This window comes from Acidobacteriota bacterium (assembly GCA_028875725.1).
Classification (GTDB): Bacteria; Acidobacteriota; Thermoanaerobaculia; order Multivoradales; family Multivoraceae; genus Multivorans.
Map to the genome: position 1 here is coordinate 22,722 of JAPPCR010000007.1, position 24,080 is coordinate 46,801.

At 68.6% G+C, this 24,080-nt stretch carries 22 protein-coding genes; 12 read left to right on the plus strand and 10 right to left on the minus strand.

What is annotated here, in order from left to right; translation table 11 throughout:
- Positions 1-12: 12 nt before the first annotated feature.
- The 4 genes from OXI49_10330 to OXI49_10345 are packed head-to-tail and all read left to right on the plus strand — an operon-like array spanning position 13 to position 5,159.
- Complete coding sequence (locus OXI49_10330) at positions 13-1,188, plus strand: Gfo/Idh/MocA family oxidoreductase (protein ID MDE2690898.1); 1,176 nt, start codon at positions 13-15, stop codon at positions 1,186-1,188.
- A gap of 10 nt (positions 1,189-1,198) precedes the next feature.
- Positions 1,199-2,194 carry a sugar phosphate isomerase/epimerase gene (locus OXI49_10335; GenBank protein ID MDE2690899.1) on the plus strand — a complete coding sequence of 332 codons (996 nt, stop codon included), beginning with the start codon at positions 1,199-1,201 and terminating at the stop codon, positions 2,192-2,194.
- A 23-nt stretch (positions 2,195-2,217) separates the two neighbouring features.
- Positions 2,218-3,561, plus strand: a complete 1,344-nt coding sequence (gene xylA, locus OXI49_10340; protein ID MDE2690900.1) for a xylose isomerase — start codon at positions 2,218-2,220, stop codon at positions 3,559-3,561.
- Positions 3,558-5,159, plus strand: a complete 1,602-nt coding sequence (locus OXI49_10345) for an FGGY-family carbohydrate kinase (GenBank protein MDE2690901.1) — start codon at positions 3,558-3,560, stop codon at positions 5,157-5,159. Before xylA ends, OXI49_10345 begins: the two co-directional genes overlap by 4 nt.
- On the opposite strand, the gene OXI49_10350 is transcribed toward OXI49_10345, so the two are convergent.
- The 3 genes from OXI49_10350 to OXI49_10360 all read right to left on the minus strand — a co-directional run bounded on the left by OXI49_10350 (position 5,131) and on the right by OXI49_10360 (position 8,179).
- A complete protein-coding gene (locus OXI49_10350; GenBank protein ID MDE2690902.1) occupies positions 5,131-6,045 on the minus strand; it encodes a DUF3014 domain-containing protein in 915 nt (304 codons plus the stop codon). The two genes, OXI49_10345 and OXI49_10350, sit on opposite strands and share 29 nt — an antisense overlap.
- Positions 6,046-6,119: 74 nt before the next feature.
- Positions 6,120-7,313, minus strand: coding sequence for a VWA domain-containing protein (locus tag OXI49_10355; GenBank protein ID MDE2690903.1), 1,194 nt, complete (start codon positions 7,311-7,313; stop codon positions 6,120-6,122).
- A gap of 35 nt (positions 7,314-7,348) precedes the next feature.
- Positions 7,349-8,179: a MoxR family ATPase gene (locus OXI49_10360; protein MDE2690904.1), complete on the minus strand. Its 831-nt coding sequence runs from the start codon at positions 8,177-8,179 to the stop codon at positions 7,349-7,351.
- A gap of 238 nt (positions 8,180-8,417) precedes the next feature.
- Between OXI49_10360 and OXI49_10365 the strand changes: the two genes are divergently transcribed.
- From OXI49_10365 to OXI49_10385, 5 genes are all read left to right on the plus strand, one after another.
- Positions 8,418-9,167, plus strand: a complete 750-nt coding sequence (locus OXI49_10365; protein ID MDE2690905.1) for a Sir2 family NAD-dependent protein deacetylase — start codon at positions 8,418-8,420, stop codon at positions 9,165-9,167.
- 128 nt (positions 9,168-9,295) lie between these two features.
- Positions 9,296-9,763, plus strand: a complete 468-nt coding sequence (locus OXI49_10370; GenBank protein ID MDE2690906.1) for an Hsp20/alpha crystallin family protein — start codon at positions 9,296-9,298, stop codon at positions 9,761-9,763.
- 135 nt (positions 9,764-9,898) lie between these two features.
- On the plus strand, positions 9,899-11,443 hold the full coding sequence (locus OXI49_10375; protein MDE2690907.1) for a S1 RNA-binding domain-containing protein: 1,545 nt from the start codon (positions 9,899-9,901) through the stop codon (positions 11,441-11,443).
- 3 nt (positions 11,444-11,446) lie between these two features.
- On the plus strand, positions 11,447-11,788 hold the full coding sequence (locus OXI49_10380; protein MDE2690908.1) for a DUF1820 family protein: 342 nt from the start codon (positions 11,447-11,449) through the stop codon (positions 11,786-11,788).
- Entirely contained in the window at positions 11,785-12,327 is a 543-nt protein-coding gene (locus tag OXI49_10385; protein MDE2690909.1) for an OmpH family outer membrane protein, read from the plus strand. The genes OXI49_10380 and OXI49_10385 overlap by 4 nt, the downstream gene beginning before the upstream one ends.
- A 40-nt stretch (positions 12,328-12,367) precedes the next feature.
- Here OXI49_10385 and OXI49_10390 read toward each other — a convergent pair whose 3' ends face one another.
- From OXI49_10390 to OXI49_10415, 6 genes are all read right to left on the minus strand, one after another.
- Complete coding sequence (locus tag OXI49_10390) at positions 12,368-13,666, minus strand: amidohydrolase family protein (GenBank protein MDE2690910.1); 1,299 nt, start codon at positions 13,664-13,666, stop codon at positions 12,368-12,370.
- Positions 13,663-16,500: an amidohydrolase family protein gene (locus OXI49_10395; protein ID MDE2690911.1), complete on the minus strand. Its 2,838-nt coding sequence runs from the start codon at positions 16,498-16,500 to the stop codon at positions 13,663-13,665. Before OXI49_10395 ends, OXI49_10390 begins: the two co-directional genes overlap by 4 nt.
- Positions 16,501-16,516: 16 nt before the next feature.
- Positions 16,517-17,185, minus strand: coding sequence for an endonuclease III (gene nth / locus OXI49_10400; protein MDE2690912.1), 669 nt, complete (start codon positions 17,183-17,185; stop codon positions 16,517-16,519).
- A gap of 2 nt (positions 17,186-17,187) precedes the next feature.
- Positions 17,188-18,522: an amidohydrolase gene (locus OXI49_10405; GenBank protein ID MDE2690913.1), complete on the minus strand. Its 1,335-nt coding sequence runs from the start codon at positions 18,520-18,522 to the stop codon at positions 17,188-17,190.
- A gap of 2 nt (positions 18,523-18,524) precedes the next feature.
- Entirely contained in the window at positions 18,525-19,724 is a 1,200-nt protein-coding gene (locus OXI49_10410) for a TlpA disulfide reductase family protein (GenBank protein MDE2690914.1), read from the minus strand.
- 95 nt (positions 19,725-19,819) lie between these two features.
- Entirely contained in the window at positions 19,820-21,340 is a 1,521-nt protein-coding gene (locus OXI49_10415; protein ID MDE2690915.1) for a sulfatase-like hydrolase/transferase, read from the minus strand.
- A gap of 97 nt (positions 21,341-21,437) precedes the next feature.
- Here OXI49_10415 and OXI49_10420 point away from each other — a divergent pair, with 97 nt between their 5' ends.
- Together OXI49_10420 and OXI49_10425 are read left to right on the plus strand one after the other, a co-directional pair.
- Entirely contained in the window at positions 21,438-21,707 is a 270-nt protein-coding gene (locus OXI49_10420; GenBank protein MDE2690916.1) for a type II toxin-antitoxin system prevent-host-death family antitoxin, read from the plus strand.
- The gene (locus OXI49_10425; GenBank protein ID MDE2690917.1) at positions 21,704-22,174 is read left to right on the plus strand and encodes a type II toxin-antitoxin system VapC family toxin; all 471 of its coding nucleotides are present in this window, start codon (positions 21,704-21,706) and stop codon (positions 22,172-22,174) included. Before OXI49_10420 ends, OXI49_10425 begins: the two co-directional genes overlap by 4 nt.
- Before the next feature lie 117 nt (positions 22,175-22,291).
- On the opposite strand, the gene pdxA is transcribed toward OXI49_10425, so the two are convergent.
- Positions 22,292-23,275: a 4-hydroxythreonine-4-phosphate dehydrogenase PdxA gene (gene pdxA, locus OXI49_10430; protein MDE2690918.1), complete on the minus strand. Its 984-nt coding sequence runs from the start codon at positions 23,273-23,275 to the stop codon at positions 22,292-22,294.
- A 356-nt stretch (positions 23,276-23,631) separates the two neighbouring features.
- On the opposite strand from pdxA, the gene OXI49_10435 reads away from it, so the two are divergent.
- Positions 23,632-24,066 carry a nitroreductase family deazaflavin-dependent oxidoreductase gene (locus OXI49_10435; protein ID MDE2690919.1) on the plus strand — a complete coding sequence of 145 codons (435 nt, stop codon included), beginning with the start codon at positions 23,632-23,634 and terminating at the stop codon, positions 24,064-24,066.
- The last annotated feature ends 14 nt before the right edge of the window (positions 24,067-24,080 follow it).

Here is a 24,080-nt window from a genome sequence, read left to right on the forward strand (position 1 = left end):
AGGGAGCGCGCGATGGAACGGAGAATCCGCATGGGCATGGTCGGCGGCGGCCAGGGCGCCTTCATCGGCGCCGTCCACCGCATGGCGGCCGGCCTGGACGGCCTGATCGAACTCGTCTGCGGCGCCTTCAGCTCGGACCCCGAACGCTCCAGGGCCTCCGGCGCAGACCTGTTCCTGCCGCCCGAACGGTGTTACGGCACGTACCAGGAGATGATGGCGGGCGAGGCAGCCCGGGACCCGGCCGAACGGATGGACTTCGTCTCCATCGTCACCCCGAACCACATGCACTTCCCGGTCGCCAGGGCGGCGCTCGAAGCCGGCTTCCACGTGATGAGCGACAAGCCGATGACGAAATCGGCGGCCGAGGCCGAAGCCCTGGTCGAGCTCGTCGAGCGGACCGGTCTGGTCTTCGGCCTGACCCACAACTACACCGGCTACCCGATGGTCAAGGAGGCCCGTCACCGCGTCCGCAGCGGGCAGCTCGGCAGGATCCGCAAGATCGTCGTCGAGTACCCCCAGGGCTGGCTCGCCACCCGGCTCGAGTCGGAGGGTCAGAAGCAGGCGGACTGGCGGACGGACCCGGAACGGGCGGGGATCTCCTGCTGCATCGGCGACATCGGGACGCACGCCGAGAACCTGGCCGAGGCGATCACCGGGTTGCGGATCGAGTCGCTCTGCGCCGACCTGACGACTTTCGTCGACGGCCGCCTGCTGGAGGACGACGGCAACGTGCTGCTCCGCTTCGACAACGGAGCCCGGGGGGTCCTCTATGCCTCCCAGATCTCGATCGACGAGGAGAACGCCCTGGCGATCCGCGTCTACGGCGAGCTGGGCGGCCTGGAGTGGTACCAGGAGGAACCGAACACCCTGGTCCTCAAGTGGCTCGACCGGCCACGCGAGGTGCTGCGCACATCGAGCCAGGGGCTCTCAGACGACGCGGCGGCACACACCAGATTGCCGGCCGGCCATCCCGAGGGCTTCCTCGAGGCCTTCGCCAACCTCTACCGGAACTTCGCGCAGACGCTCGACTGCCGCCGTCGCGGCGTCGAGCCCGGCGCGACGATGCTCGACTTCCCCACCGTGTACGACGGCCTGCGCGGAATGCAGTTCATCGAGACCGTCGTCGCAAGCAGCTGTTGCGACCAGAAGTGGCTCAGCATGCCGGCCTCACGCGGCAGTAACCCGTAGGAGACGCACCGTGGCCCGACCCGTTACCCTGTTCACCGGCCAGTGGGCCGACCTGCCCGTCGCCGAGCTCTGCCCCCTGGCGCGAGACCTCGGTTATGACGGCGTGGAACTCGCCTGCTGGGGTGATCATGTGGAGGTCGATCGCTGCGATCGAGCCTACGCGTCTTCCCGACGTGAGTTGCTCGCCTCGAACGATCTCGAGCTCCACGCGATCAGCAACCATTTGGTCGGCCAGGCGGTCTGCGACCGGATCGACGCCCGCCACGAGGCGATCCTGCCTCCCCACGTCTGGGGCGACGGCGATCCGGAAGACGTTCGCAAGCGCGCCGCCGACGAGATGATCCGTACCGGGGAAGCCGCGAAGGCCCTGGGGCTCTCGGTCGTCAACGGCTTCACCGGCAGCCCGATCTGGCACCTGCTCTACTCCTTCCCGCCGGTGCCGCCTTCGATGATCGACGACGGCTTTGCCAACTTCGCGGCCCGCTGGACGCCGATCCTCGACGCCTACCGGGAGCTCGGCGTGCGCTTCGGCCTGGAGGTCCACCCGACCGAGATCGCCTTCGACACGGTGAGCGCCGAGCGCGCAATCGAGGCTCTGGGCGGCCACCCCGCGTTCGGTTTCAACTACGACCCGAGTCATCTCGGCTATCAGGGCGTCGACTACGTGGACTTCATCCGCCGTTTCAGCGACCGGATCTTCCACGTCCACATCAAGGACGCCTGGTGGTCGGACCAGCCGAAACCGTGCGGCGTCTTTGGCGGCCACACGAACTTTGGCGACCACCGCCGGTTCTGGGACTTCCGGTCGCCAGGCCGCGGCTCGGTCGACTTCGAGGAGATCATCCGGGCACTGAACGACATCGGCTACGCCGGTCCGCTCTCGGTCGAGTGGGAGGACTCCGGCATGGACCGCGAGCACGGCGCCGCCGAAGCGGCCGAGTTCGTCAGGGCGCTCGACTTCGCCCCCTCCGAGATCGCCTTCGACGCCGCCTTCGAAGACAACTGACGAAACGCGGAGCGAGCCCCGAGATGACGCCCTTCTTCCCCGAGGTCACCAAGCCGATCCCCTTCCACGGGCCGGACAGCCACGAACCGCTGGCGTTCAAGTACTACGACCGCGACCGGAAGGTCGGCAACCGGACGATGGAGCGGCACCTGAAGTTCGCCGTCGCCTACTGGCACACCTTCAAGGGCGGCGGCCAGGACCCCTTCGGGCCGGATCCCGTGTACGACCGGCCCTGGAACCACGCGCCGACGGAGATCGAGGTCGCCGTCCGCACCCTGAACGCGGCGTTCGAGTTCTTCACCAAGCTCGGCGTGCGCTACTACTGCTTCCACGACCGGGACATCGCCCCGGAAGGCCGGTCGATCGCCGAGAGCAACGAGTACCTCGAGGAGATCGTCCAACTCGCCAGGATCCGGCAGCGGGAGACCGGCGTCAAGCTGCTCTGGGGCACCGCCAACCTGTTCGGCCACCCGCGCTACACGCACGGCGCGGCGACCAACCCCGACCCCCGCGTCTTCGCCCACGCCGCCGCCCAGGTGCGCCGCGCGATCGACGCGACGATCGCACTCGGAGGCACTGGTTACGTGTTCTGGGGCGGCCGCGAGGGCTACACGTCCCTGATCAATACGGACATGCGCCGCGAGCGCGAGCAGATGGCCGCCTTCCTGCGGCTCGCCGTCGACTACGCGCGCCGCCAGGGCTTCAAGGGCAAGTTCTTTCTCGAACCCAAGGCGAAGGAGCCGTCGGTCCACCAGTACGACTTCGACTGCGGCCACTGCCTGAACTTCCTGCGCGAGTTCGACCTGACGGACGACTTCCTGCTGAATGTCGAGGCGAACCACGCGACCCTGGCCACCCATTCGTTCGAGCACGAGCTGGCGACGGCGGCGGGGGCCCGCATGCTCGGCAGCGTCGACATCAACCGCGGCCTCGAGGGCGTCGGCTGGGACACGGACAACTTCGCGATGAGCCTGCGCGAGTGCGTCCTGGCGCTGCTCATCATCCGCGGCCAGGGGGGGCTCCGCTGGGGCGGCCTGAACTTCGACGCCAAGGTCCGGCGGGGATCGTTCGACACGGTCGATCTGTTCTACGCCCACGTCGCCTCGATGGACATCTTCGCCAGGGCGCTGCTGATCGTCGAGCGCATCCGGAAGGACGGCGTGCTCGGCTTGGCCGGCAAGCGAATCCGCCAGCGCTACGCCGGCTACCGCCGCGGCCTGGGACGCAAGGCGCTCGCCGGCGACACGACCCTCGAGGAGCTCGAGCAGTGGGCCGGCAGCCTCGGCGAGCCGCCCAAGACGAGCGGCCGCCAGGAAGAGCTCGAGAGCATCCTGAACGACTACCTGTACAGCACACGCATCGAGTGAGCGGCGGCGCCTTCTACCTCGGGATCGACGTCGGCACCCAGAGCCTGACCGCCATCATGGTGGAGGCGCCGAAGCCGGATGGCGATGGCGAGGATCGCGCGGAAGGCATCGTCTGCCGCGTTGGAGTCCACTACGACTCGGAACTGCCGGCGTACGGTACCGTCAACGGCCAGCTTCCGAACGATGATCCGACGGTCGGCCGGGTACCGCCGTGCATGTGGCTCGACGCCCTGGATCTGGCGTTCGAGAAGCTGGGTGCCGAGGCCTGCCGCGATATCCGCGGCGTATCGGTGTCCGGCCAGCAGCACGGTTCCGTCTACCTCCGACCAGGCGCAGAGGTTGTCCTTCAGTCTCTGACCGCGGACCGAAGGCTCGGCGAACAGATCGAGTCCGTCCTGTCCCGCGTCGAAGCACCGATCTGGACCGACTCCTCGACCGCGCGCGAGTGCGCTGATATCCGGCACGCACTCGGCGGCGCCGCCGCAACCGCCGAACTGACCGGCAGCGACACCTTCGAGCGCTTCACCGGCCCCCAGATCCGTCGTTTCGCCCGGACCGAGCCGGAAGCATGGGCCGACACAGCTCATGTCTGCCTGGTCAGTTCCTTCGTCACGTCCGTACTGGCCGGCAGGCTCGCGCCGATCGACCACGGCGATGGCTCGGGCATGAACCTGCTCGACATCCGGCGGCTTCAATGGTCCGAGGCCGCGATGACTGCGACGGCCGAAGGTCTCGACCGCAGGCTGGCCCCGCCCTGTCCGCCGTGGACGATCGTCGGGAACGTCGCCCCCTACTTCGTCTCCAGATACGGCATCCCGGCCGACGCCCAGGTCGTCGCCGGCTCGGGCGACAATCCCTGCTCCCTGGTCGGCGTCGGCGTTCGCGAACCGGGCGAAGCGGTCCTCAGTCTGGGCACGAGCGACACGTACTTCGGGCTTCTGAAAGCCGTCGCCGTCGACCCGGATGCCAACGGCCATGTGTTCATCGCACCGAACGGTCACCCGATGAGCCTGGTCTGTTTCCGCAATGGTTCCCTGGCGCGCGAGGCGGTGCGGGACCGGTACGGCCTGGATTGGCCGGGCTTCGACGCCGCGCTGCGGGCAACGCCGCCGGGGAACGATGGGCTGATGATGCTGCCCTGGTTCGAGCCCGAGATCGTGCCGCGCGTGGCGTCGCCCCGCGTCGTCCGGCTGGGCGGACTAACCGACGGGCCCGAACATGCCGCCCGGAACTGCCGGGCAGTGGTCGAAGGCCAGTTCCTGGCGATGCGCCTCAACTCCGAGTGGATGGCGACCCGGCCGACGAGGATCGTCGCCACCGGCGGCGGCTCGCGGAACCGTGAACTCCTGCAGATCGCCGCCGACGTTCTCGGCTGTCGCGTCGAGAGCCTCGAGGTATCGGACGGCGCCGCCCTCGGCGCCGCCCTGCGCGCCACCGGTCGGCGACCGTGCCCGCTGCCGCCCGCGGGCGAACCCGGTCCCTCGGCCGAGCCCCGGCCGGAAGCGGCGGCGATCCATGACGCGATGCTGCCCCGGTATGCCGAGGCCCAGCGCCGGGCCCTGAACCCCGCTACTCGAGCGCCCCGTAGAGTTCCCTGACCTTGGACCGTACCCGCTCGCCGTTCTCCGGCCCAAGGCGCAGCAGTAGCTTCTGAGCCGGGTTCAAACCCTCGAGCCCGGGATCGACGTACTCGAAGCTGATCACCCGCAGACGAAGCTCGGGCGGCCCGTCCGGAATCGGCGTCGCCAACAGCTTGGTCACGGCAAGTTCGAGCGTGTCGCCGAACTCGCCCGGATACCCGAGTTCGTCGTGCGCCCGCTCGAGCAGCGGCTCAAGCCGCTCGTAGGCGCCGGCTGCACCGGCCACGTCGATCGAATCGAACACTTCAACAGCCAGGTCATAGCGGCGGTAGCTCGTCCCCGCCGGATAGAAGCGCTGCCCGCGCCGGACGACGCTGAAGCCGTCTTCGGGCCGTAGCAGCTCCAGGCCGTTCTGGGGCGGCTCGTCGTAGGCCACGGCGCCCACCGACCGCACGAAGCTGATCGCCAGCTCCTCGGGCGCGAGCCAGGCGACCCACTCCGCGTGTCTGGACAGAGCGCCGACGATCTCCCGAACCACGGAGTCGCTCCCCGCGAGGTCCGGTGGAGGCTCGGGTTCCGGGCCCGTCGACGCGGCGGGCGCTTCGGATTCGGCCGCCGGTTCGGGGACCGCCGGTTCGACGGCGGCGGCCGGGGCCTCCGCCGCGCCTTCGCCGTTCGCGCCAGCCCCGCGACTCGTGTACCACCACCAGAGGACGACTGCCGCGCCGATCGCGATCACGGCCGCGATGACGATGACCGCCACCGTGCCGGAACGTTCGGCAGGCTCTTCTTCCGAAGGGCCGCTCCTCTCCCCGCTCAGGTCCAGCGGCAGATCGAAGCGCGGACCGCCAACATCCGGCTCGTGCTCCTCCGGCTGGTCCCCGCCGGTAGGCTTGTCGTCCATTGGGACAGTGTAACCCCTCGGATCCGGCCGTCATTCCGGCGTCGCGGCGGCGCGACCGCGAGGCGTCGCCCGGCTCAGGCGGCCAGAGCGCGATTCGGCCGGATGCCCCGGAGCACGTCGATGCCCTCGGTCAGACCGTCGATGGTCAACTCGAACATCGGAAACACCTGCCGGATCAGGTGAATGGTCGGCGCGTTCCAGATGCGCCGGGGTTCCGGGTTGAGCCAGATCGAGTTCGGGCAGCGGTCGCGGAACTTGCGGAGCCAGTCGAGGCCGGTGACCTGGTTCGTGTGGTAGTAGTCGATCGCGCCGCCGGTGTGGGTCAGCTCGTACGGACTCATCCAGGCGTCCCCGACCAGGCACACCGACCACGTGTGGTCCCGGCGCTTCAGGATCCGGGAGGTCGGTTCGCCCTTCCAGCGGCTGATGTCCGTGTACAGGTTCTCGTACACGCAGTTGTGGAAGAACTTGAACTCGAACTTCTTGAAGTGGTTCGCCTTGTGCGCGGCGGAGAACAGCCGCTCGCAGAGCAGAGTGTGCGGGTCCATCGAACCGCCGACGTCGATCAGTAGCAGCAGTTTGATCCGGTTGCGCTTGGGCGGCCGGAACACGAGGTCGATCTCACCCGCGTTGCGGGCGCTGCTGTCGATCGTCTCGTCGATGTCGAGTTCTTCGGGTCCCTCGTCCTTGTCCAGCTTGCGCAGCCGGCGCAGCGCCAGCCCGATCTGCCGGGTGTCCAGGATGCGGTCCGAGCGCAGGTTGCGGAAGCGGCGGTCGGTCGCCACCTGAACCGCCGAACGGCCGCCGCCGGCGCCGCCGATCCGAACCCCCGTCGGGTGCTCGCCGCCGTGGCCGAAGGGCGACATCCCGCCCGTCCCGATCCAGCGGTTGCCGCCGTCGTGGCGCTCCTTCTGCTCGTCGAGAAGTTCCTTGAAGCGCTCGCGGAGTTCGTCCAGGTCGAGCGCCTCAAGCTTCGCGCGCTCCTCGTCCGTCAACTCCCGCGGCAGTTCCGGCTTGGACAGCCACTCCAGCAGCTCATCGCTGATGTCGAAGTGGTTTTCCACGCCCATGAAGAACGAGGCGAAGGCGCGGTCGTAGTTGTCGAAGTCCGCCTCCCGCTTGACCATCAGGCAACGGGCCAGGTTGTAGAAGACGTGCAGGTCCGCCCGGCTGTGACCGATCGCCAGCGCCTTCATCAGCGACAGCCACTCGGTGATCGTCACCTTCAGGCCGTAGCCCCTCAGGTGGTAGAAGAAGTCGACGAACATCGGTTCGGGCTCTGGTCAAGCCTCGTGGACGGGGATCAGTTTACGCGGCCCCTGCGGTGGGCGGCCATCACGGCCTCCAGATCGTTCTCCCGCTTCATCAGCACACCCAGGAAGGGCAGCTCACTCTCGATCGACTCCGTGCTCACGCCGCCGCGGCGCAGCGCGGCGATCCAGTCGATCAGCTCGCTGGTCGACGGCTTCTTGCGCAGCTCGGGCAGATCGCGGAGCCAGTAGAACCGAAGCAGCACCTGCCGCAGCAACTCGGCTTCGACGTCCGGGTGGTGGACACGGATGATGTCCTCCATCTCCGCCTTGTCCGGGAAGGCGATGTAGTGGAACACGCAGCGGCGCAGGAAGGCGTCCGGCAGTTCCTTCTCGTTGTTCGACGTGATGACGACGATCGGGCGAAACTTCGCGGAGTGCTGCTTGCCCGTCTCGTGGACGAAGAAGCTCATCCGGTCCAGCTCGTGCAGCAGGTCGTTCGGGAACTCCATGTCCGCCTTGTCGATCTCGTCGATCAACAGGACCACCCGCTGGTCCGCGAGGAAGGACTGGCCGAGGGGACCGTACTTGATGTACTGCGAGATGTCGGTGATGTCCTTGTCGCCGAAGCGGGCGTCGTTCAGCCGCTGCACCGTGTCGTACACGTACAGGCCCTCCTGGGCCTTGCTCGTCGACTTGATGTTCCAGGTCAGGAGTGGCATGACCAGGTTCTCGGCGATCGCCTCGGCGAGCACCGTCTTGCCGGTGCCTGGCTCGCCCCGCACGAGGAGCGGCTTCTCGAGAGCCGAGGCGACATTCACCGAGTCCCTCAGTTCGGGCGATGCAAGGTAGGTGTCGGTCCCGGAAAAGGCGTGAAAAGACATACTGACCCTCTATCCTCCGGCGTGGCCGGCTTGATCCAGCTTCATGGCGGGCCCAGTTCGCGATGGGCAGGCGGGCAGTGTAACAGACCGACCGGTCGGTAGAGAACAGTCCGTAGACTCGCCGAGCCGGTCGAAAAAGAAACCTGGAGACACGAATGAGCCAAGCGCAGGAGCTCGAACGCCTGATCTACGAAGCGAGGCGCAAAACGCTATGAACCAGCTACAGGACCTCCAACACATGCTCAAGGAAGCATCCCGGATCGTCGCGTTCACGGGCGCGGGAATCAGCACGGAATCCGGCATCCCGGACTTCCGGAGCCCGGGCGGAATCTGGACCAAGTACCGGCCGATCGACTTCAGCGAGTTCATGGCCTCGGAAGACGCACGGCGCGAATCCTGGCGGCGCAAGATCGGTAGCGACCGCACGATCGGCCAGGCGAAGCCGAACCGCGGTCATCTGGCCCTGGCCGAGCTCCGGCGCATGGGAAAGCTCCTCGCCGTGATCACGCAGAACGTGGACGGCCTGCACCAGGAATCGGGAATCCCTGACGACGAGGTGATCGAGCTTCACGGCAACGCGACCTACGCGGCGTGCCTCGAGTGCCGCAAGCGTTACGAGCTCGGGCCCATCGTCGCCGCCTTCAGAGAGCGGGAGGAACTGCCCGTCTGCTCACGGCAGAACCTGGCCGGCGACGCCTGTGGCGGCATCATCAAGACGGCCACGATCTCCTTCGGCCAAGCGATGCCGGAAGAGGCGATGCGCCGCGCCCACGAAGCGACGCTGGCCGCCGACCTCTTCCTCGCCATCGGCAGTTCGCTCGTCGTCTATCCGGCGGCCGGCTTCCCGGCGCTGGCGAAGCAGAGCGGCGCCAGGCTCGTCATCCTGAACCGCGAAGCCACCGACCTCGACAGCATCGCCGACCTCGTCCTCCACGCCGAGATCGGCCCTACGCTGGGCGCCGTCACCGGCGTAACGGTGCCGAACTGAAAGTTGACTTTCTCGCAGTCAGATAATTGACATCTGCTTCTTCTTGACTCATAATCCTGAGTCGTCGGCAGCAGAAACCAGCGCCGGCGCCTGGATCGAACGAATCAACCTCAAGGAGGACAACCACAATGACCCGCAGCCTGATTCGCCACACTCCGTTTCACCGTCCCCTGATCGGGGCCTTCGAGCCGCTCTTCGGCAAGGCGCTGCTCGACGACTTCTTCCCGCCCGTCCTGAACCGCGTGGCCGGCCACGACGGGGCCGAGTCCGCCGCCATGACCTGGTGGCCGGCCGCGGACCTCACCCAGACCGACGAGGCGTACCGTCTCGCCGTCGATCTCCCCGGCCTGACCAAGGCCGACATCGATCTCACGGTCGAGGACCACACCCTGACCCTCTCGGGCGAGCGCCAGGCCGGCCACGAGGGCGCGACCGCCGACCGGGTCGAGCGCGTCTACGGCCGCTTCGCGCGGCGCTTCAACCTGCCGAGCGACGTCGACGTCTCGGCGGTGAGTGCCGAGTTCGAGCACGGGGTACTGAACATCACCATCCCCAAGGCCGAGGAGGCGAAGGCGAGGAAGATCGACATCGCCTGACCCGGTCTCCGGACCCACGACTCAAGGGCCCTGCTTCGGCAGGGCCCTTCTCTTTGGTCGCGGTGCTACAATCTCCCTCCGGCCAAACGCCGCCGCCGCGCCCCGAAGCCGCGGCCCCTTCTCCTCCTCCTCACCATGACTGAGACGAACGATCACGCGCTCGCTCAGCCGCCGTCGGAGGATGAAGCCGCCGTGGAGGCCGCGCCGGTGGAGGCCGCGCCCGCCGAAACCGTGGCGGCAACGCCGGAAGAGACTCCTCCCGTCGAACCTGAAACAGAGTTGATCGAAGCAGCCGCGACAGAGGTGCAGGGCGAGCCCGACGTGGAAACCGCGCCCGCCGCCGAAGCGGAAGAAGAGCCGACCACCGAGGCCGAGGCGGGAGAGCAGCCGCGGTCTGAAGCCGAGGTCGAGTTGCCGCCAGCCGTCGAAGCGGAGACCGCGGAACAGCCGACTGCTGATACCCCGGTCGAAGCGCAGCCGCCGGCTGCGGCAGAAGCGGCCGTCGAAGAGCCGGCGCCACTGGCACCGTCCGCTGTTCCCTTCGCCGCCGCCCTCGAAGCGAAGAACCCGGTGGAGGGCAAGGTCATCGGCTGGAACAAGGGCGGATTCCACATCGTCTCGGAAGGCGTCACGACGTTCTGTCCGCGATCGCTGATGGAACTCGGCAACCGGCCCAAACCGCCGGCGCAGTACGTGAACAACACGTACACCTTCCACGTCCTCGAGATCAAGGAGGCGGGGCGGCGGATCGTGCTGACGCGGCGACCCGCGATCCGCAACGAGCGCAAGCGCGCGCTCGACGAGATTCGCGCCAAGCAGGAATCCCGCGAGCCCGTCAGCGGCAAGGTGACCTCGGTGACCGACTTCGGCGCCTTCGTCGATCTCGGCGGCGGAATCGGCGGCCTCGTTCACCGGACCCAGATCTCCCGGACCCGGTCGGGAGAGCCCGGCGACCTGTTGAAGGTCGGACAGCGCGTGGAAGCCGTGGTGACTAAGATCGAGAAGAAGAACGGCAAGCGCAGCTCGCGCATCTCGCTGTCCATGAAGGCGCTGGAGGCCGACCCCTGGAAGGAGACGGCGAAGAGCTTCACCGCCGGCGAACAGTTCAAGGGCAAGGTGGTCCGGCACAGCGAGTTCGGTCTCTTCGTGGAACTGGCGCCAGGCCTCGACGGCCTCATTCACACCTCCCAGCTTCCCATCGGCAAGTCGATGAGCGCGCCGGAGTTCGCCGTCGGGGAAAAGATCGAGGGCTGGGTCGTCGAAGTCGCCCCGAGACGGCGGCGGATCGCCCTCTCGCTGCGCGAAGTGCCGGCTAGCGACCCCTGGAAGGATCTCGGCAAGCAGTACGTCGAGGGTGCCGAGGTCGAAGGCAAGGTGGAGCAGGTGTCCCGCTTCGGCATCTTCGTCGAACTCGAGCCCGGGCTCACCGGGCTCCTGCCGATGTCGGCGGTGAAGGGGGCCGACGGAAACCTGGCCCGGCGCGCGTATCACCCCGGTCGCGAGATCAAGGTAATGATCGAGAGCATCGACCGGAAGCGTCGCCGCCTGGGTCTGGCGCCACTCGGATCGCAACTCGGCGGCACCAAGACGGATTACAAGAAGTACCGCCAGCGCCAGAAGGAATCGAGCGGCCTGAACGTGATGGCGGCCGCTTTCGCCAAACTCCAGCAACCCAAGTAGCCCGTGCCCGACGACCTGATCTACCGGGTGACCTTCGTGAGTCAAGGCGAGATCTACGAGGTCTACGCCTGCTCGGTCTCGCAGGGCGGCCTGCTCGGCTTCGTCGAGATCGGCGAACTCGTGTTCGGAGAGAAGACCCAGGTCGTCGTCGACCCCTCGGAAGAACGGCTCCAGCGCGAGTTCAAGGGCGTCCAGCGGACCTACCTGCCCATGCACTCCGTCCTGCGCATCGACCAGGTCACCAAGCAGGGGACCGCCCGAATACGGGACGTCGAGCGGCCGGAGAGCCGGAAAGTGACGCCCTTCCCGATGCCGATCTACACCCCCGGTGGAGAGACCAAATGACCAGTCGCCGCCTCATCGTCTGCTCGCTCGCCGCCCTCCTGACGGCCGCCGTCTTGCCGGCGCTCCACGCCCAGGAGGCAACCCGCGTTGCCTCGATCAACGTCGAACTAGTCGTCGCCGAAGCTCGTGAAGGGAGAGCGCTCGCGGAGTTCCTCCAGCAGATCGAGACGGAGACGCGGACCGCGCTGGAAGCCAACGCCGGCCGCGTCGAGGCGCTGCGCCAGAGCGCCACCGGCAGGGGGCCGGACGAACTGCGGAGCATCCAGCACCAGATCGAGGACCTGCAACGCGAATCCCAGCGCCTGGCCAACGACGCCGAACGCCGCGCGGCGAAGCGACAGGAAGAAACGCTGCAGCAGATCAACGAACGCCTGCGTCCGATCGTTCAGCAGTTGATCGACGAGAACGGCTACGACCTGATCCTCAACGCCAGCATCGGCGGCGTGCTCCACGCCAGCGCCCGGGTCGACCTGACCCAGCGCGTTGTCGAGATGCTCCAGGCGCAGGAGCAGCAGACGGAGTCCAACCAGGAGCCCTAGGGCTGCGGCCGCTGGCCGTCAGGCCGGCTCCGCTTGGTGGCTACGGAGGCGCCGGCCGGCTACGGTACAGCTCGTACGAGCGGCTGTGGCGGTTCGAGAGGCTCACGTCGCGGCCACGGACGATCACGTGCCGAACCACGGTCCGCACCTCCAGCGGGTCGCCGTCGGTGACAATCAGGTTCGCCCACTTCCCGGGATCGATCGAGCCCAGACGATCGTCCAGCCCGAGGATCTCCGCCGCGCCCAGCGTCAGCGCCCGGAGCGCTGCCTCCCGTTCGAGACCGAAGGCGACGGCCGTGGCTGCCTCGTAGGGCAGGACGCGGGCGCTCGACGCGTCGAACGTGCCGAACGCGATCCGAACGCCGGCGCGATGGAGTTCGCCCGGGGCCGCGAAGGGGCCATCGTACGGATCGTCCTCGTCGACCGGCAGCGCCTGAACCGAGTTCAGGATGATCGGCACCTTCTTCTCGGCGAGCAGGTCCGCCTCCTTCACCGCGTGGCGTCCCGAGGCCAGCACGAGCCGCAAACCATGCTCTTCCGCGAACGCGACCGCGTCACGGATGGCCCGGGCCCGATCGGCAACGACGAGCAGCGGAAGATCGCCCCGCACCACGCCGGCCACGGCCTCCAGGCCGTGATCCTGCTCCACCGCCGCCGCGAAACCGGCGTTCGAGCGAGCGTGGTCGTACTGCCGCGCCGCCTCGATCCAGTCGCCGAGCTCGTCCACCGTCCGGTCGTAGTCCCGCTTCGCCTCGGAGAACTTCTTCTCCCGAACGCTGAAGGTCGAGAAGTCGAACTCGCGGGTCTCGAGGCTCGGCCATTCGAGCACCACGCCGACGCTCTTCTCGACCTCCATCTCCTCCACCGTCCAGCCGTCGAGGAGGATCACCGACGCCTGGCCGGCCCACGGTCCGCCGCTGGGCGCCGTCAACGCGTGCGTGGTGCCGTTCTCCCTGGTCACCGGAATGATCTCGCTCGCCGGATGAACCCCCTCGACCGCCAGCAGGTGCGGGGTGTCGCCCAGCTCCGCCTGATCCAGCGTGGCGGGAACCGAGTCGATCTCGATCAGTCCGAGGACCGTCCAGGCATTGAACAGACCGGGATAGAGGTGGAGGCCGCGGGCGTCGATCACTTCGACATCCCCGGGCACGGCGACGTCCGGTCCGGTCGCCTCGATCACGCCATCCCGCACGACGACCGTGCCGGTGTAGGCAGCGCCCGAAACAGGATGTACCGTGCCGCCCTCGATCGCCAGCGTCTGCGCCGACGCCGCCGCGGCGAACGCCACCAGGGCCAGCGCCAGCAGTCCCGCCGCGATCCTGCCGTACCCGCCGGTCACGGCTCGTCTCCGCCGTCGTCACTTGCCGGTTCGGTCAACGACTGCTCGAGCGCAGCCAACTGCTCCCGCCGGCGCCGGTCCAGTTCGCGGTCGAAATAGACCTTTCCGTCCACCAGGGTCGTCTGCACCACGGCGTAGGAACTCAGCGGATGCCGGTCGTAGATCACGAGATCGGCGTCCTTGCCGACCTCGATCGAACCGATGCGGTCGTCGATCCCGAACTGGCGGGCGGGGTTGATCGTGACCAGGGCCAGCGCCTCATCGTCGGAGAGGCCGCCCCACCTGACCGCCTTGGCCGCCTCGTGGTTCAGGTGGCGCATCTCCTCCGCGTCGTCCGAGTTGACCGAGACCAGGACGCCGCGATCCGCCATCAGGGCCGCGTTGTGCGGAATCGCCTCATAGGCCTCGACCTTGTAGGCCCACCAGTCGGAGAAAGTGGAGGCGCCGGCGCCGTGGGCCGCGATCTCGTCCGCCACGCGGTAGCCCTCCAGCACGTGCTGCAACGTGGCGATCCGGAATCCGAGTTCCTCCGCCAGCCGCAGCAACTGGAGGATCTCGTCGGCCCGGTAGCTGTGGGCGTGCACCAGCCGCTCGCCCTCCAGAATCTCGACCAGCGGCTCGAGCTCCAGATCCCGCGCGGGCGGGCGGCTGCGCTGACCGGCGGCTTCCGCCTCTCGGTGGCGCGTCCACGCGTCCCGGTACTCCGCGGCCCGCGTGAACGCCTCCCGGATGACGTCGAGAACGCCCATCCGGGTCGCCGGGTAGCGGCGCGGCCCCGGGCCGAAGGACCGTGACCGCTTCGGGTTCTCGCCAAGCGCGAACTTGATGCCCGTAGGCACGCCCTCGAACCGCAGACCGTCCGCATTCTCGCCCCAGCGGAGCTTCAATAGCTGGTTCTGGCCGCCGATCGGATTCGCGCTGCCGTGGAGCACGTTCACCGTCGTGACGCCGCCGGCGAGCGCCCGGTAGATCGCGACGTCGGTCGGATCGACCACGTCCTGGATCCGCGCCATCGAGGTCACCGCCAGGCTGCCCTCGTTGATGCCCTCCGCGGTCGAGATGTGCGAGTGGGCGTCGAAGATGCCCGGGATGACGTAGCCGGCGTCGGCATCGATCACGTGCGCCCCGGCCGGCGGCCTGACGCCGCTGCCGACCTCGGCGATCCGACCGTCCCGCACGACGACCGTGCCGTTCTCGATCGTCTCGCCGGCCATCGTGAGCACTGTCCCGCCGACGATCGCCAGCGCGGCGTCCTCGCGGTAGGGACCGTTCATCGGCACAATCCCGTCGCCGGCGACTTCCGCGTACCTCGCCGCGACCTCGGCCAGCCGCATCGGCGCGGGCGCCTCGCTCGACCCGCCGCGGCGACCGCCGGGACCACCGGGACCGCGGCGTCCTCGCGGCCGCGCCTCGTCCGGCTCCCCGACCGAATCGGCCTCCTGAGCGCTCTCGCCATCCTCACCGTCGTCTTCGGCCTCTTCACCGTCCGAGACGGAATACCGGACGCCGTCGACAAACACCGCCTCGACTCGCGCCGACTCCTGCCAGGGGTAACCGTCGGCCAGCACGAGGTCGGCCGCCATTCCCGCGGCTACGGTGCCGATCCGGTCATCCAGGCCGTGGACCGCCGCCGCGTCCCAGGTGAGCGCCGCCAGCGCCCGGGCCGGTTCGAGGCCTCCCTCGATGGCCCGGCGCACGCCCGCCAGGAAGTCGGCGGCACCTTCCGCGCCGCCGGAACTGAGCGCGAAGCGGACACCCGCCTCGGCCAGTTCGACCGGTGTCGTCGGCGCCAGCCGTTCGTGAAGAACCTCGCGGAGCGGCCGGTCAGCGTCCGGATCCCGCTCGCGCTCCGGCAGCGGCTTCGGCCAGTCGACGTCGACCAGCACCGCCACGCCGGCATCCGCGAGTTCGCCGGCCCGCCGGTAACCCTCCTGACCGCCGTAGATCGTGAAGTCGAGACCGAACTCCTCGGCGAGGCGGAGCGCCCGGTCGATCTCGACCGCGCTGGAACCCGGCAGAAGGATCCGTTCCTCGCCCGAGGCGACGCTCGCCAGAGGCGCCAGGGTTCGATCGAAGTCGGGCCGCCGCCAACCTGCGGGATCGGCCTCGTAGGCGGCGACCGCGGCGGCGTAGTGAGCCGCGTCCAGCAGTGTTTGCCGGAAGTAGGCGACCCTGCCCATCAGCGACCCGGGGTAGGAGCCGAAGCCGCCGCCGCTGCTGAGCGTTGCCATCTGGGCCAGTGCGGGGGCGACCACCTGGTGTTCCGGATCGCGGTCGGGAGCGCCCAGCCGAACCAACGACAGCCGGCCCGGAAACAGCCCGTCGCCCGGCCTTGCTGCGATCGAGGTGAAACCCGCCTTCCGCCAGGCCTCGACCGCCTCCGCGTCCAGTGCCAGGTCGTCGGCGGCCCGCTTCCAGGGCGTCGTCTGCGGACGGTCCTCCGGACCGCGCGGCAGGGCCCGGTCGGGATCCGGCCGCCGCCGCTGACCCCCCGGCCCCGGCGCGCCTGCTCCCGGCCCACCGGGAGGCCGCCGCGGCTGCGGCAGCCTGCCCATCGCGTCGATCAGGCCCGGGTAGACGGTGAGTCCGTCGCCATCGATGACCCAGGCGTACGCCGGGATCGCCGCGTCCTCGGCAACGGCAGTGATCGTGCCGTTCTCGATGACGACCGTCGCGCGCTCCAGGACCGTGCCGTCGCCGACCTCGACCCGCACGCCCTCGATGGCGTAGAAGGGAGGCGGCTCCGGGGGAGGACCGGCAAGGAGCGGCAGCGCTGCCAGCACGCCTGCGGCTGCCAGGCGAAGCGCCCGTCCGGTCGTGGCGATCGACTCCATGGTGAACCGCGGCAGCCTAACAGTCCGCCAGGCCGTTGCGCGGGCACCAGTCGGCCAGCGTGCAGTTCGCGCAGTCGGGCCGTCGCGCGGCGCAGACGCGGCGGCCGTGCCAGATGATCGCGTGACCCATGAAGATCCACTTGCCCTGGGGCAGCCGGTTCATCAGGTCCCGCTCGACCTTGACCGCGTCCTTCTCGGGACTGATGCCCAGGCGCCGCGCCAGACGTCCGATGTGAGTGTCGACCACCACGCCGACCGGCTTCCTGAACCACGTGCCGAGCACCACGTTCGCGGTCTTGCGCGCCACTCCCGGCAGGGTGATCAGTTCCTCCATCGTGTCCGGCACGTCGCCGCCGAACACCTCCGTGATCTTCCGCGCGGCACCGAGGACGCTCTTCGTCTTCTGGCGGAAGAAGCCGGTGCTGCGGATCTCCTGCTCGAAGACGGCCGGGTCGGCGGCCGCGAACTCCTCCGCACTGCGATAGCGCTCGAACAGCGTCTCGGTGACCTGGTTCACCCGCACGTCGGTCGACTGGGCCGAGAGGATCGTCGCGATCAGGAGCTGCAGAGCGTTCTCGTGGCGCAGCTCGCAGTCGGCGTCCGGGTAGAGACGTTCGAGCTCGGCCAGCACGTCCTGGAGCGCCGACTCGGGGATCGCTTCGAAGGGGCCTTCCGGTCCGGGCACCGCTACGGCTGCAGCAGGTCGAGGACGGCCAGCGTCATCGCCTCGACCCCGGCCCTAATCGAGGGTTCGGGCTCGATGCGGAAGAAGGGCGAATGGTGGCCGGCGACCTGCGGTCCGCCGGCCGCCTCCGCTTCCAGGTCGGCAGGGTCCGTGCCGCCGACGTTGAAGTAGGTGCCGGGCACCTTGTGCTCCGTGCGGAGGAAGTAGGCGAAATCCTCAGCACCCATGCCCGAGGGCGGCGCCCTGAAGAACACGTCCTCACCCATGCCGGCGGCGATCGCGGCCCGTACCCGGACCGCAAGTTCCGGGTCGTTCATGGTGACCGGCGTCGATTCCTTCGTGCGCACCACCTTCGGCAGCAGCGACGCCGGAAGTCCAGCGGCTCTGCCTACGCCCTCCGCGATCCGATCGATGGCCGACAGCAACTGCTCCCGCGTCTCCTCCCTGTTCGCCCGCACAGTGAGCTGCAGTTCCACCCGGTCCGGGATCACGTTGTGCTTGAAGCCGCCGTGGATCGCGCCGACCGTCACGACGCCGGGATCGAGCGGGTTGAGTTCACGGCTCACGATGCCCTGGAGCGCGACGACGAGCTGCGCCGCGATGTAGATCGGGTCCTTGCCCCGATGCGGCGACGCCCCGTGCGCGCCGACCCCGAACACCGTGATGTCGACGCTGTCCGAGGACGACGCGAGCAGGCCCGGCGGCACCTCGATCTTCCCGGCCGGCCTCCCCGCCGACACGTGGAGCGCCAGCGCGTAGTCCGGTACGCCGAAGCGCTCGTACAGGCCGTCCTCGATCATTTCGCGGGCGCCCATGATCCGCTCTTCCGCCGGCTGGCCGACGAACATGACCGTGCCCGACCACTGGTCGCGCATCGCGGCGAGCCGCCGCGCCACGCCGACCATCGTCGTGATGTGCATGTCGTGGCCACAGGCGTGCATGACCGGCACTTCCTCGCCGGAGAGATCGACCTGCCTGACCGCCGAGGAATACGGCAGCTCGGACCTCTCCTCCACCGGCAGGCCGTCCAAGTCGGCCCGCACGAGAACCAGCGGTCCCTCGCCGTTCGCCATCAGGCCGACGATGCCGGTGCGGCCGATCCCCTCCGTGACCTCGACGCCGGACTTGCGCAGTTCGTCAGCGAGCCGCGCCGCTGTCTCGTGTTCGAGGAAGGACAGCTCCGGATTGCGGTGGAAGTGCTCGAAGAGCGTCTTCAGCTCGGTCCTGTAGTCGTCGGCGATCGCGTCGGAGAGGCTCTGGGCGGCACCCGCGGCGGGCCCGGCGAGGAGCGCCGCCAGCAGCAGCCCGATGACGAGCGAGGATCGGTCCCGGCGCACCGCTAGCCCGCCGTCTCTTCGATCAGGGCCAGAAAGTCGTCGGGCAGGCCACTCGTCCTGGCGAGGATCCGGCCCTGCTCATCGAGCAGGATGTAGGTGGGAAAGGCACTGACGTCGAGGACTCCCGTCAAGTCGCTCGTCATTCCCACGTGCCAGTTCACCCACGGCATCGGCTCCTTCTCCATGAACTCGACCGCCGTCTCCAGTTCCGCGTCGACGCTGACCGCCAGAAGGACGAAGCGATCCGCGGGCAGATCCGCGACGAGTTCCCTCAGCGTTGGCAGCGCCGCGATGCAGGGTTTGCACCAGGTCGCCCAGAAGTCGAGGAGCACGACCCGGCCCCGGTAGTCCGACAACGCTTCCTCGACACCGTCCATGCGGTTGCCGGTCAGCTCGGGCACGACACTTCCGACGGTAGCGTGCCGGATGCTGCGGATCAGGGCCGCCTCGGCATCCGCGAAGGTCCCGGCGCCCATCCTCATCCCGAACAGGAGCGGCTCGTCCTCGACGCCCGCACTCAGCCCATCCGCGGCGTCGAGAGCGGCCTCCCTTCTGGCCGCGCGCTCCTCCTCGAGCAGGTCCTTCGCGTTGACGGCCGCCATCCGTCCCAGAGCCAGGTAGTAGCGACCGGCCGCGCGCAGCACCGGATCATCCGCCTCGGCCGCCAGTTCCTCGAAGAACCTGTCCGTCCCTGGCCGGGCGGATTCGCCGTCGTCGCGGAACCGCCGGAACGTGTGCATCCGGGACAGCGTCATCCCCCACGCCCCGAAGTCTGGGGCGTGCTCGAGAAGGGCCTTCGCTCCCCGGTAGGCGTACTCATCCCCCTTTGCCGTCATCGCGGCCTGATTCGTCAGAAACTGCGCAGCGTCCACCGACCTCTCGTGCGCGGCGCCCGCCTCGAGAATCGCGATCGCCGCCGCGGCGGCACGGTCCGCGTCAGGCGGCCCGGAAGCCTCCTCGCCGCCCTCCGGGCTCCCGGAGCCCTCTTCCGAACCCAGACTGTTCAGGCGGCGCTGCATCCACTCTCGTTGACGCTTCATGTAGTCCGTCACGATCTCCCAGTCGGGACCGACTTCGGCAACCAGCGCGGCGAGCTGCTCGTCGGCGCCCGAGCCCTCCTCGCCGACGGCCGCTCCGCAAGCTGCCGACAACAACAGCAGCGCCACGGCGAGCGCGACAAAGGTGCGGTGGGACGTGTTCATAGGCCAGTGACCTCCCAAGGGAAAAGGGCGTCTTCGACGTCCCTATCCTAGTGCCCGCTCAGTGGCCGGACGGCGACTAGACGGCCTGCGGCCGTCTAGTTCTCGAAACCGATCGGCTCGATGTTGCAGATCGAGTAGACGACCGGCCGGCGTCGGGTCCAGGCCGGTTCCACCGTGATGGCACGCCACTCCTCGATGACCGCTTCGAGGTTGGCGACCTCCTCCGGTCGCTCCGGGGCCAGATCGGTCTGTTCCCGAACGTCGATGGACAGGTCGTAAAGGAAGCCGCCGGGCGCATCCTGGTTCGGCTTGATCAGCTTCATGTCGCCGCTGCGGACGGCGACGGTCGGGTAGTTCCGCCAGACCAAGCGGCCGTGGCCGGTCGCCTCGGCCAACCCGTCGAGAAGCGGCATCAAGTCGCGTCCGTCCAGTTCGAGATCCGCGGGCGCCGCGGTTCCGGCGGCGGCCAGGGCGGTCGGCAGGATGTCGAGCGTCGACACCGGCGCGTCGATCGTGGTCCCGGGCGCGACCGCCGCCGGCCAGCGCAGCAGGTACGGCACCCGGACGCCGCCCTCGTAGTACGTCAGCTTGCCGCCGGAGAGCGGCTCGCAGGAGCACAGGCCCGGGAAGTAGCCGGCGCAGCCGTTGTCCGAAAGGAAGACGACCAGCGTGTTGTCGGCAACCCCCGCCTCGTCCAGGGCGTCCAGGATGCGGCCGACCGCGTCGTCGAGGGCGGCGATCATCCCGAAGTAGATCCGCCGCAGTTCGTGCTCCTCGTCAGGGAACCGGTCGTAGTACTCCTCCGTCACCTGGAACGGCGAGTGCGGCGCGTTGAACGCCGAGTAGAGAAAGAACGGCTCATCGGCGTGACGGCGGATGAAGTCGACCGACTCGTCGCCGAAGACGTCCGTGATGTAGGTCGGCTCGTCGACCACCGTCTTCTCCGGCCCCCGCAGGATCAGGTTGCCCGCCCGGCGCTCCGGCGGCGCGGGCGGCTCGCTGCCCCTGACCACCAGATCGGCGCGCGGGTCTTCCGGCGGACGGCTCCTGAACTCCTCGTCGGCCGACATCGATACGGCGCCTTCCGTCCTGCGGTTGATGAAGCGCGTGGCGCCCGCGAGATGGCCGTAGAACTCGTCGAAACCGCGGTTCGTCGGGTAGTGCTCGTCCTTGAAGCCGAGGTGCCACTTGCCGACGATGCCGGTCGCGTAGCCGGTCGCCTGCAGGTGATCGGCGATCGTCAGCTCTCCGGCGATGAGCCCGACATCCGGCACTTCCGGCGCCTGACGCGCGTTGTACTCGAAGCCGTACCGCTGCTGGTAGCGGCCGGTGAGCAGCGCCGCCCGCGCCGGCGAACACACCGGCGTCGTCACGTAGCCCTGGGTGAACACGGCCCCCTCCCGGCCGATACGGTCGATGTTCGGCGTCTGCAGGCGGTCGCCGTAGATCGAGACGTCCGCGTAGCCGAGGTCGTCGGCCAGGATGACGACGATGTTCGGCGGTGAAGCGTCCGCGGAGGCCTCCTGCTCACCGCCGTTCCCGCCGGGAGAACAGGCAATCGCCAGCACCGCCATGAGGAGCACCACCGCAACCGGAACCCTTAGTCGTCCGCTCATTCGAGACCTCCGTCGGTTTCTACGTCTGTGTCTGTAGCTGCACTCTACCGAAAGGACCATTTTGCTACAAAACGCTACAACTGCTACGATCCGCCGTGTGCGAACGATCACCCAAAGACAGCTCCGCAACGACTCGGCCAAGGTGCTCCGGGCCGTTCAGGAAGGCCAGACGATGACGATCACCCGAAACGGAACCCCGGTGGCCGAACTGCGGCCCATAGCCGCCCGCCGCTACGTATCCCGTGCCGTGCTCAGGGAGGCGGTGCGAACCGCTCCCAGAATCGACGCAGGCCGGTTCCGGGCCGACATCGACGCCGTCATCGATCCCTGGCTGGACGATCAGCAGGGCGGAAATCGCCGGACATGAGTACCGCCGTACAGCCTCTCCACCAGTCGACGCACGAGGCCGGTCTCCAGGCGAGCCAGACGCTCGCCGGCGACAGCCACGGCCTGCTGGATACGTCCGTCATCATCGACTACGACCTGATCGACCCGTTGGAGTTGCCGGACCTGTCCGCCGTTTCAGCCATCACGATGGCCGAGCTCACGGTGGGGCCCTTGGCGGCCGGCCAGGACGACGAGGAGCGAGCCCGCCGGCAGGACCGCCTGCAGTGGGCCGCCGGCACCTGGGACCCCCTGCCGTTCGACAACGCGGCAGCCCGCGCCTACGGCCGGATCTACTCCGCACTCCTGCGCCGGGGCCCCGTCGGCCGCCGGCGCCTCGCCGACTTCCTGATCGCCGCCGTCGCGCTGGCCAACGACCTGCCTATCTACACGAGAAACGCCGCCGACCTGCGTGGCCTCGAGGAGCTGCTAGCCGTCCGATCAATGTAGCCAGCAAGGAACTGGCCACCAAGCTGAGCAAGGCCTACGGCCGGCGCGTTGGCCTGGCCGCCTTCGTCGGCAGCCGGCCAGCGGCGCCGGCGCACGCAGTGTGCGGCCAATTCCTTGCTAGTCGACGCGACCCGCCAGCTTCCACGCGTAGTCCAGCGCGTGGCCGAGCGAGTCGGTGAACGCCTTCCCCTGCCAGGCGATATCGAACGCCGTGCCGTGGTCGACGGAAGTCCGCACGATCGGCAGGCCGATCGTCACGTTGACGCCGCGCTCGAAGCCGTAGAGCTTCATCGGTGCGTGGCCCTGGTCGTGGTACATGCAGACGGCCGCGTCGTAGCGGTCGAGGTGAATCGCCTGGCGGAAGATGGTGTCAGCGGGATGGGGGCCGGACACGTCGAGGCCGTCGGCAGCCGCGACCTCGATCGCCGGCCGGATGATCTCCTCGTCCTCGGCGCCGAACAGACCGTGCTCCCCGGCATGCGGGTTCAATCCGCAGACGGCGATCCGCGGACGCTCGATGAATCGCGACAACGCCTCGTGGGTCAGATCGATCACCTTGCGGATCCGCACGGGTTCCACCCGCTCGATCGCCTCGCGCAGGCTGACATGAGCGCTGACGTGGGTCACCGCCAGCTCCGGCACGGTCAGCATCATCGCGAAATCGTCGACGCCGCACAGTCCGGCGATGAACTCGGTGTGCCCCTGGAAGTCCGACCGCGATACACGTGTCGCCTCCTTGTTCATCGGCAGGGTGACGACTCCCGCCACCTTGCCCGCCAACGCGTCTCGCGTGGCGCGGTCCACGTAGGCCAACGCTGCCGCGCCCGCCTCTGCATTGAGCACTCCCGGCGTCACCCGGTCAGCGCTCAGCAGCCCCAGGTCGCGGACGTTCAGCGCCCCGTCCGCAGCCTCGTCCGGTTCTCTGACCAGGCGGATCCGCACATCCAATCCCAGCACCGCCCCCGCGCTCGCCAGCACCGCAGCGTCGCCATACAGCACGACCTCACTGCCCAGCAGCCCCTCCGCAAACCGCCGGACCGCGATCTCCGGGCCAACGCCCGACGCATCCCCCATCGTCACCGCCATCGGCCGGCCACTCATGACCGCAATCTACTCCGCCCTCTCCTCCACCGCACCATCCGTGGGCGACCCAACAATCCACCGCAGCCAGCCCCACAGGCAACGACCGCCAGCCTGGTGCGGTCCGGGGGAGGGGGTCCCAGCGAGCTTGGAGTGAGCGACTGCCCAAGCCCCATCATCGGCCGAAGCCGACCGGAGCGAACGGAACGCAGCGAGCCCCACCCTCCACCCCACTCAGAGAAGGCGAGCGTTCGCTGGGACCCCCTCCCCCGGACCGCACCAGGCGGGTGTGCCCGGCGCACGACGCCCGGCGGACGGCGGCTGCCGCTCGTGTAGATTCGCCGCTCCGCCCGCAAGCGAACGCGCGAGGAGGATCCATGGCCGAGTACATCCCAAGTCCGATCAAGTGGGTCCGCGACCAGGTGGAGCTCTACGAAGGCAGCGGTGGCACAGAGGGCGTCGGCCTGCTCGACACCGGTCTGCCGTGCATCATCGTCACCCACACGGGCAACCGGACCGGCGCGATTCGCAAGACACCGCTGATGCGGGTGAAGGACGGCGACAGCTACGTGCTGGTCGCCTCGAAGGGAGGTGCTCCCGTGAATCCCGAATGGGTGTCCAACCTCCGGGCCGACCCGGATGTCGAGATCAGGGACGCCACGGAGGTTCAGGCGATGCGGGTGCGGGAGGTCGAGGATGCCGATGAACGGGCCCGTGTTTGGGCGCTGGCCGTGGAGGCGTTCCCGCCGTACGAGCAGTACAGGAACAAAACGCCGCGCACGATCCCCGTGTTCATCGCGGAGCCGGTGTAGCAGCCCCGGACTCT

What these genes read in the sequence shown, in the direction of transcription:
- OXI49_10330 (MDE2690898.1), top strand. Translation starts at nt 13, where the DNA reads ATGGAACGGAGAATCCGCATGGGCATGGTCGGCGGCGGCCAGGGCGCC.
- xylA (MDE2690900.1), top strand. Translation starts at nt 2,218, where the DNA reads ATGACGCCCTTCTTCCCCGAGGTCACCAAGCCGATCCCCTTCCACGGG.
- OXI49_10350 (MDE2690902.1), bottom strand. Translation starts at nt 6,045, where the DNA reads ATGGACGACAAGCCTACCGGCGGGGACCAGCCGGAGGAGCACGAGCCG.
- OXI49_10355 (MDE2690903.1), bottom strand. Translation starts at nt 7,313, where the DNA reads ATGTTCGTCGACTTCTTCTACCACCTGAGGGGCTACGGCCTGAAGGTG.
- OXI49_10360 (MDE2690904.1), bottom strand. Translation starts at nt 8,179, where the DNA reads ATGTCTTTTCACGCCTTTTCCGGGACCGACACCTACCTTGCATCGCCC.
- OXI49_10365 (MDE2690905.1), top strand. Translation starts at nt 8,418, where the DNA reads ATGCTCAAGGAAGCATCCCGGATCGTCGCGTTCACGGGCGCGGGAATC.
- OXI49_10370 (MDE2690906.1), top strand. Translation starts at nt 9,296, where the DNA reads ATGACCCGCAGCCTGATTCGCCACACTCCGTTTCACCGTCCCCTGATC.
- OXI49_10375 (MDE2690907.1), top strand. Translation starts at nt 9,899, where the DNA reads ATGACTGAGACGAACGATCACGCGCTCGCTCAGCCGCCGTCGGAGGAT.
- OXI49_10385 (MDE2690909.1), top strand. Translation starts at nt 11,785, where the DNA reads ATGACCAGTCGCCGCCTCATCGTCTGCTCGCTCGCCGCCCTCCTGACG.
- OXI49_10395 (MDE2690911.1), bottom strand. Translation starts at nt 16,500, where the DNA reads ATGGAGTCGATCGCCACGACCGGACGGGCGCTTCGCCTGGCAGCCGCA.
- OXI49_10410 (MDE2690914.1), bottom strand. Translation starts at nt 19,724, where the DNA reads ATGAACACGTCCCACCGCACCTTTGTCGCGCTCGCCGTGGCGCTGCTG.
- OXI49_10415 (MDE2690915.1), bottom strand. Translation starts at nt 21,340, where the DNA reads ATGAGCGGACGACTAAGGGTTCCGGTTGCGGTGGTGCTCCTCATGGCG.
- OXI49_10425 (MDE2690917.1), top strand. Translation starts at nt 21,704, where the DNA reads ATGAGTACCGCCGTACAGCCTCTCCACCAGTCGACGCACGAGGCCGGT.
- pdxA (MDE2690918.1), bottom strand. Translation starts at nt 23,275, where the DNA reads ATGAGTGGCCGGCCGATGGCGGTGACGATGGGGGATGCGTCGGGCGTT.
- OXI49_10435 (MDE2690919.1), top strand. Translation starts at nt 23,632, where the DNA reads ATGGCCGAGTACATCCCAAGTCCGATCAAGTGGGTCCGCGACCAGGTG.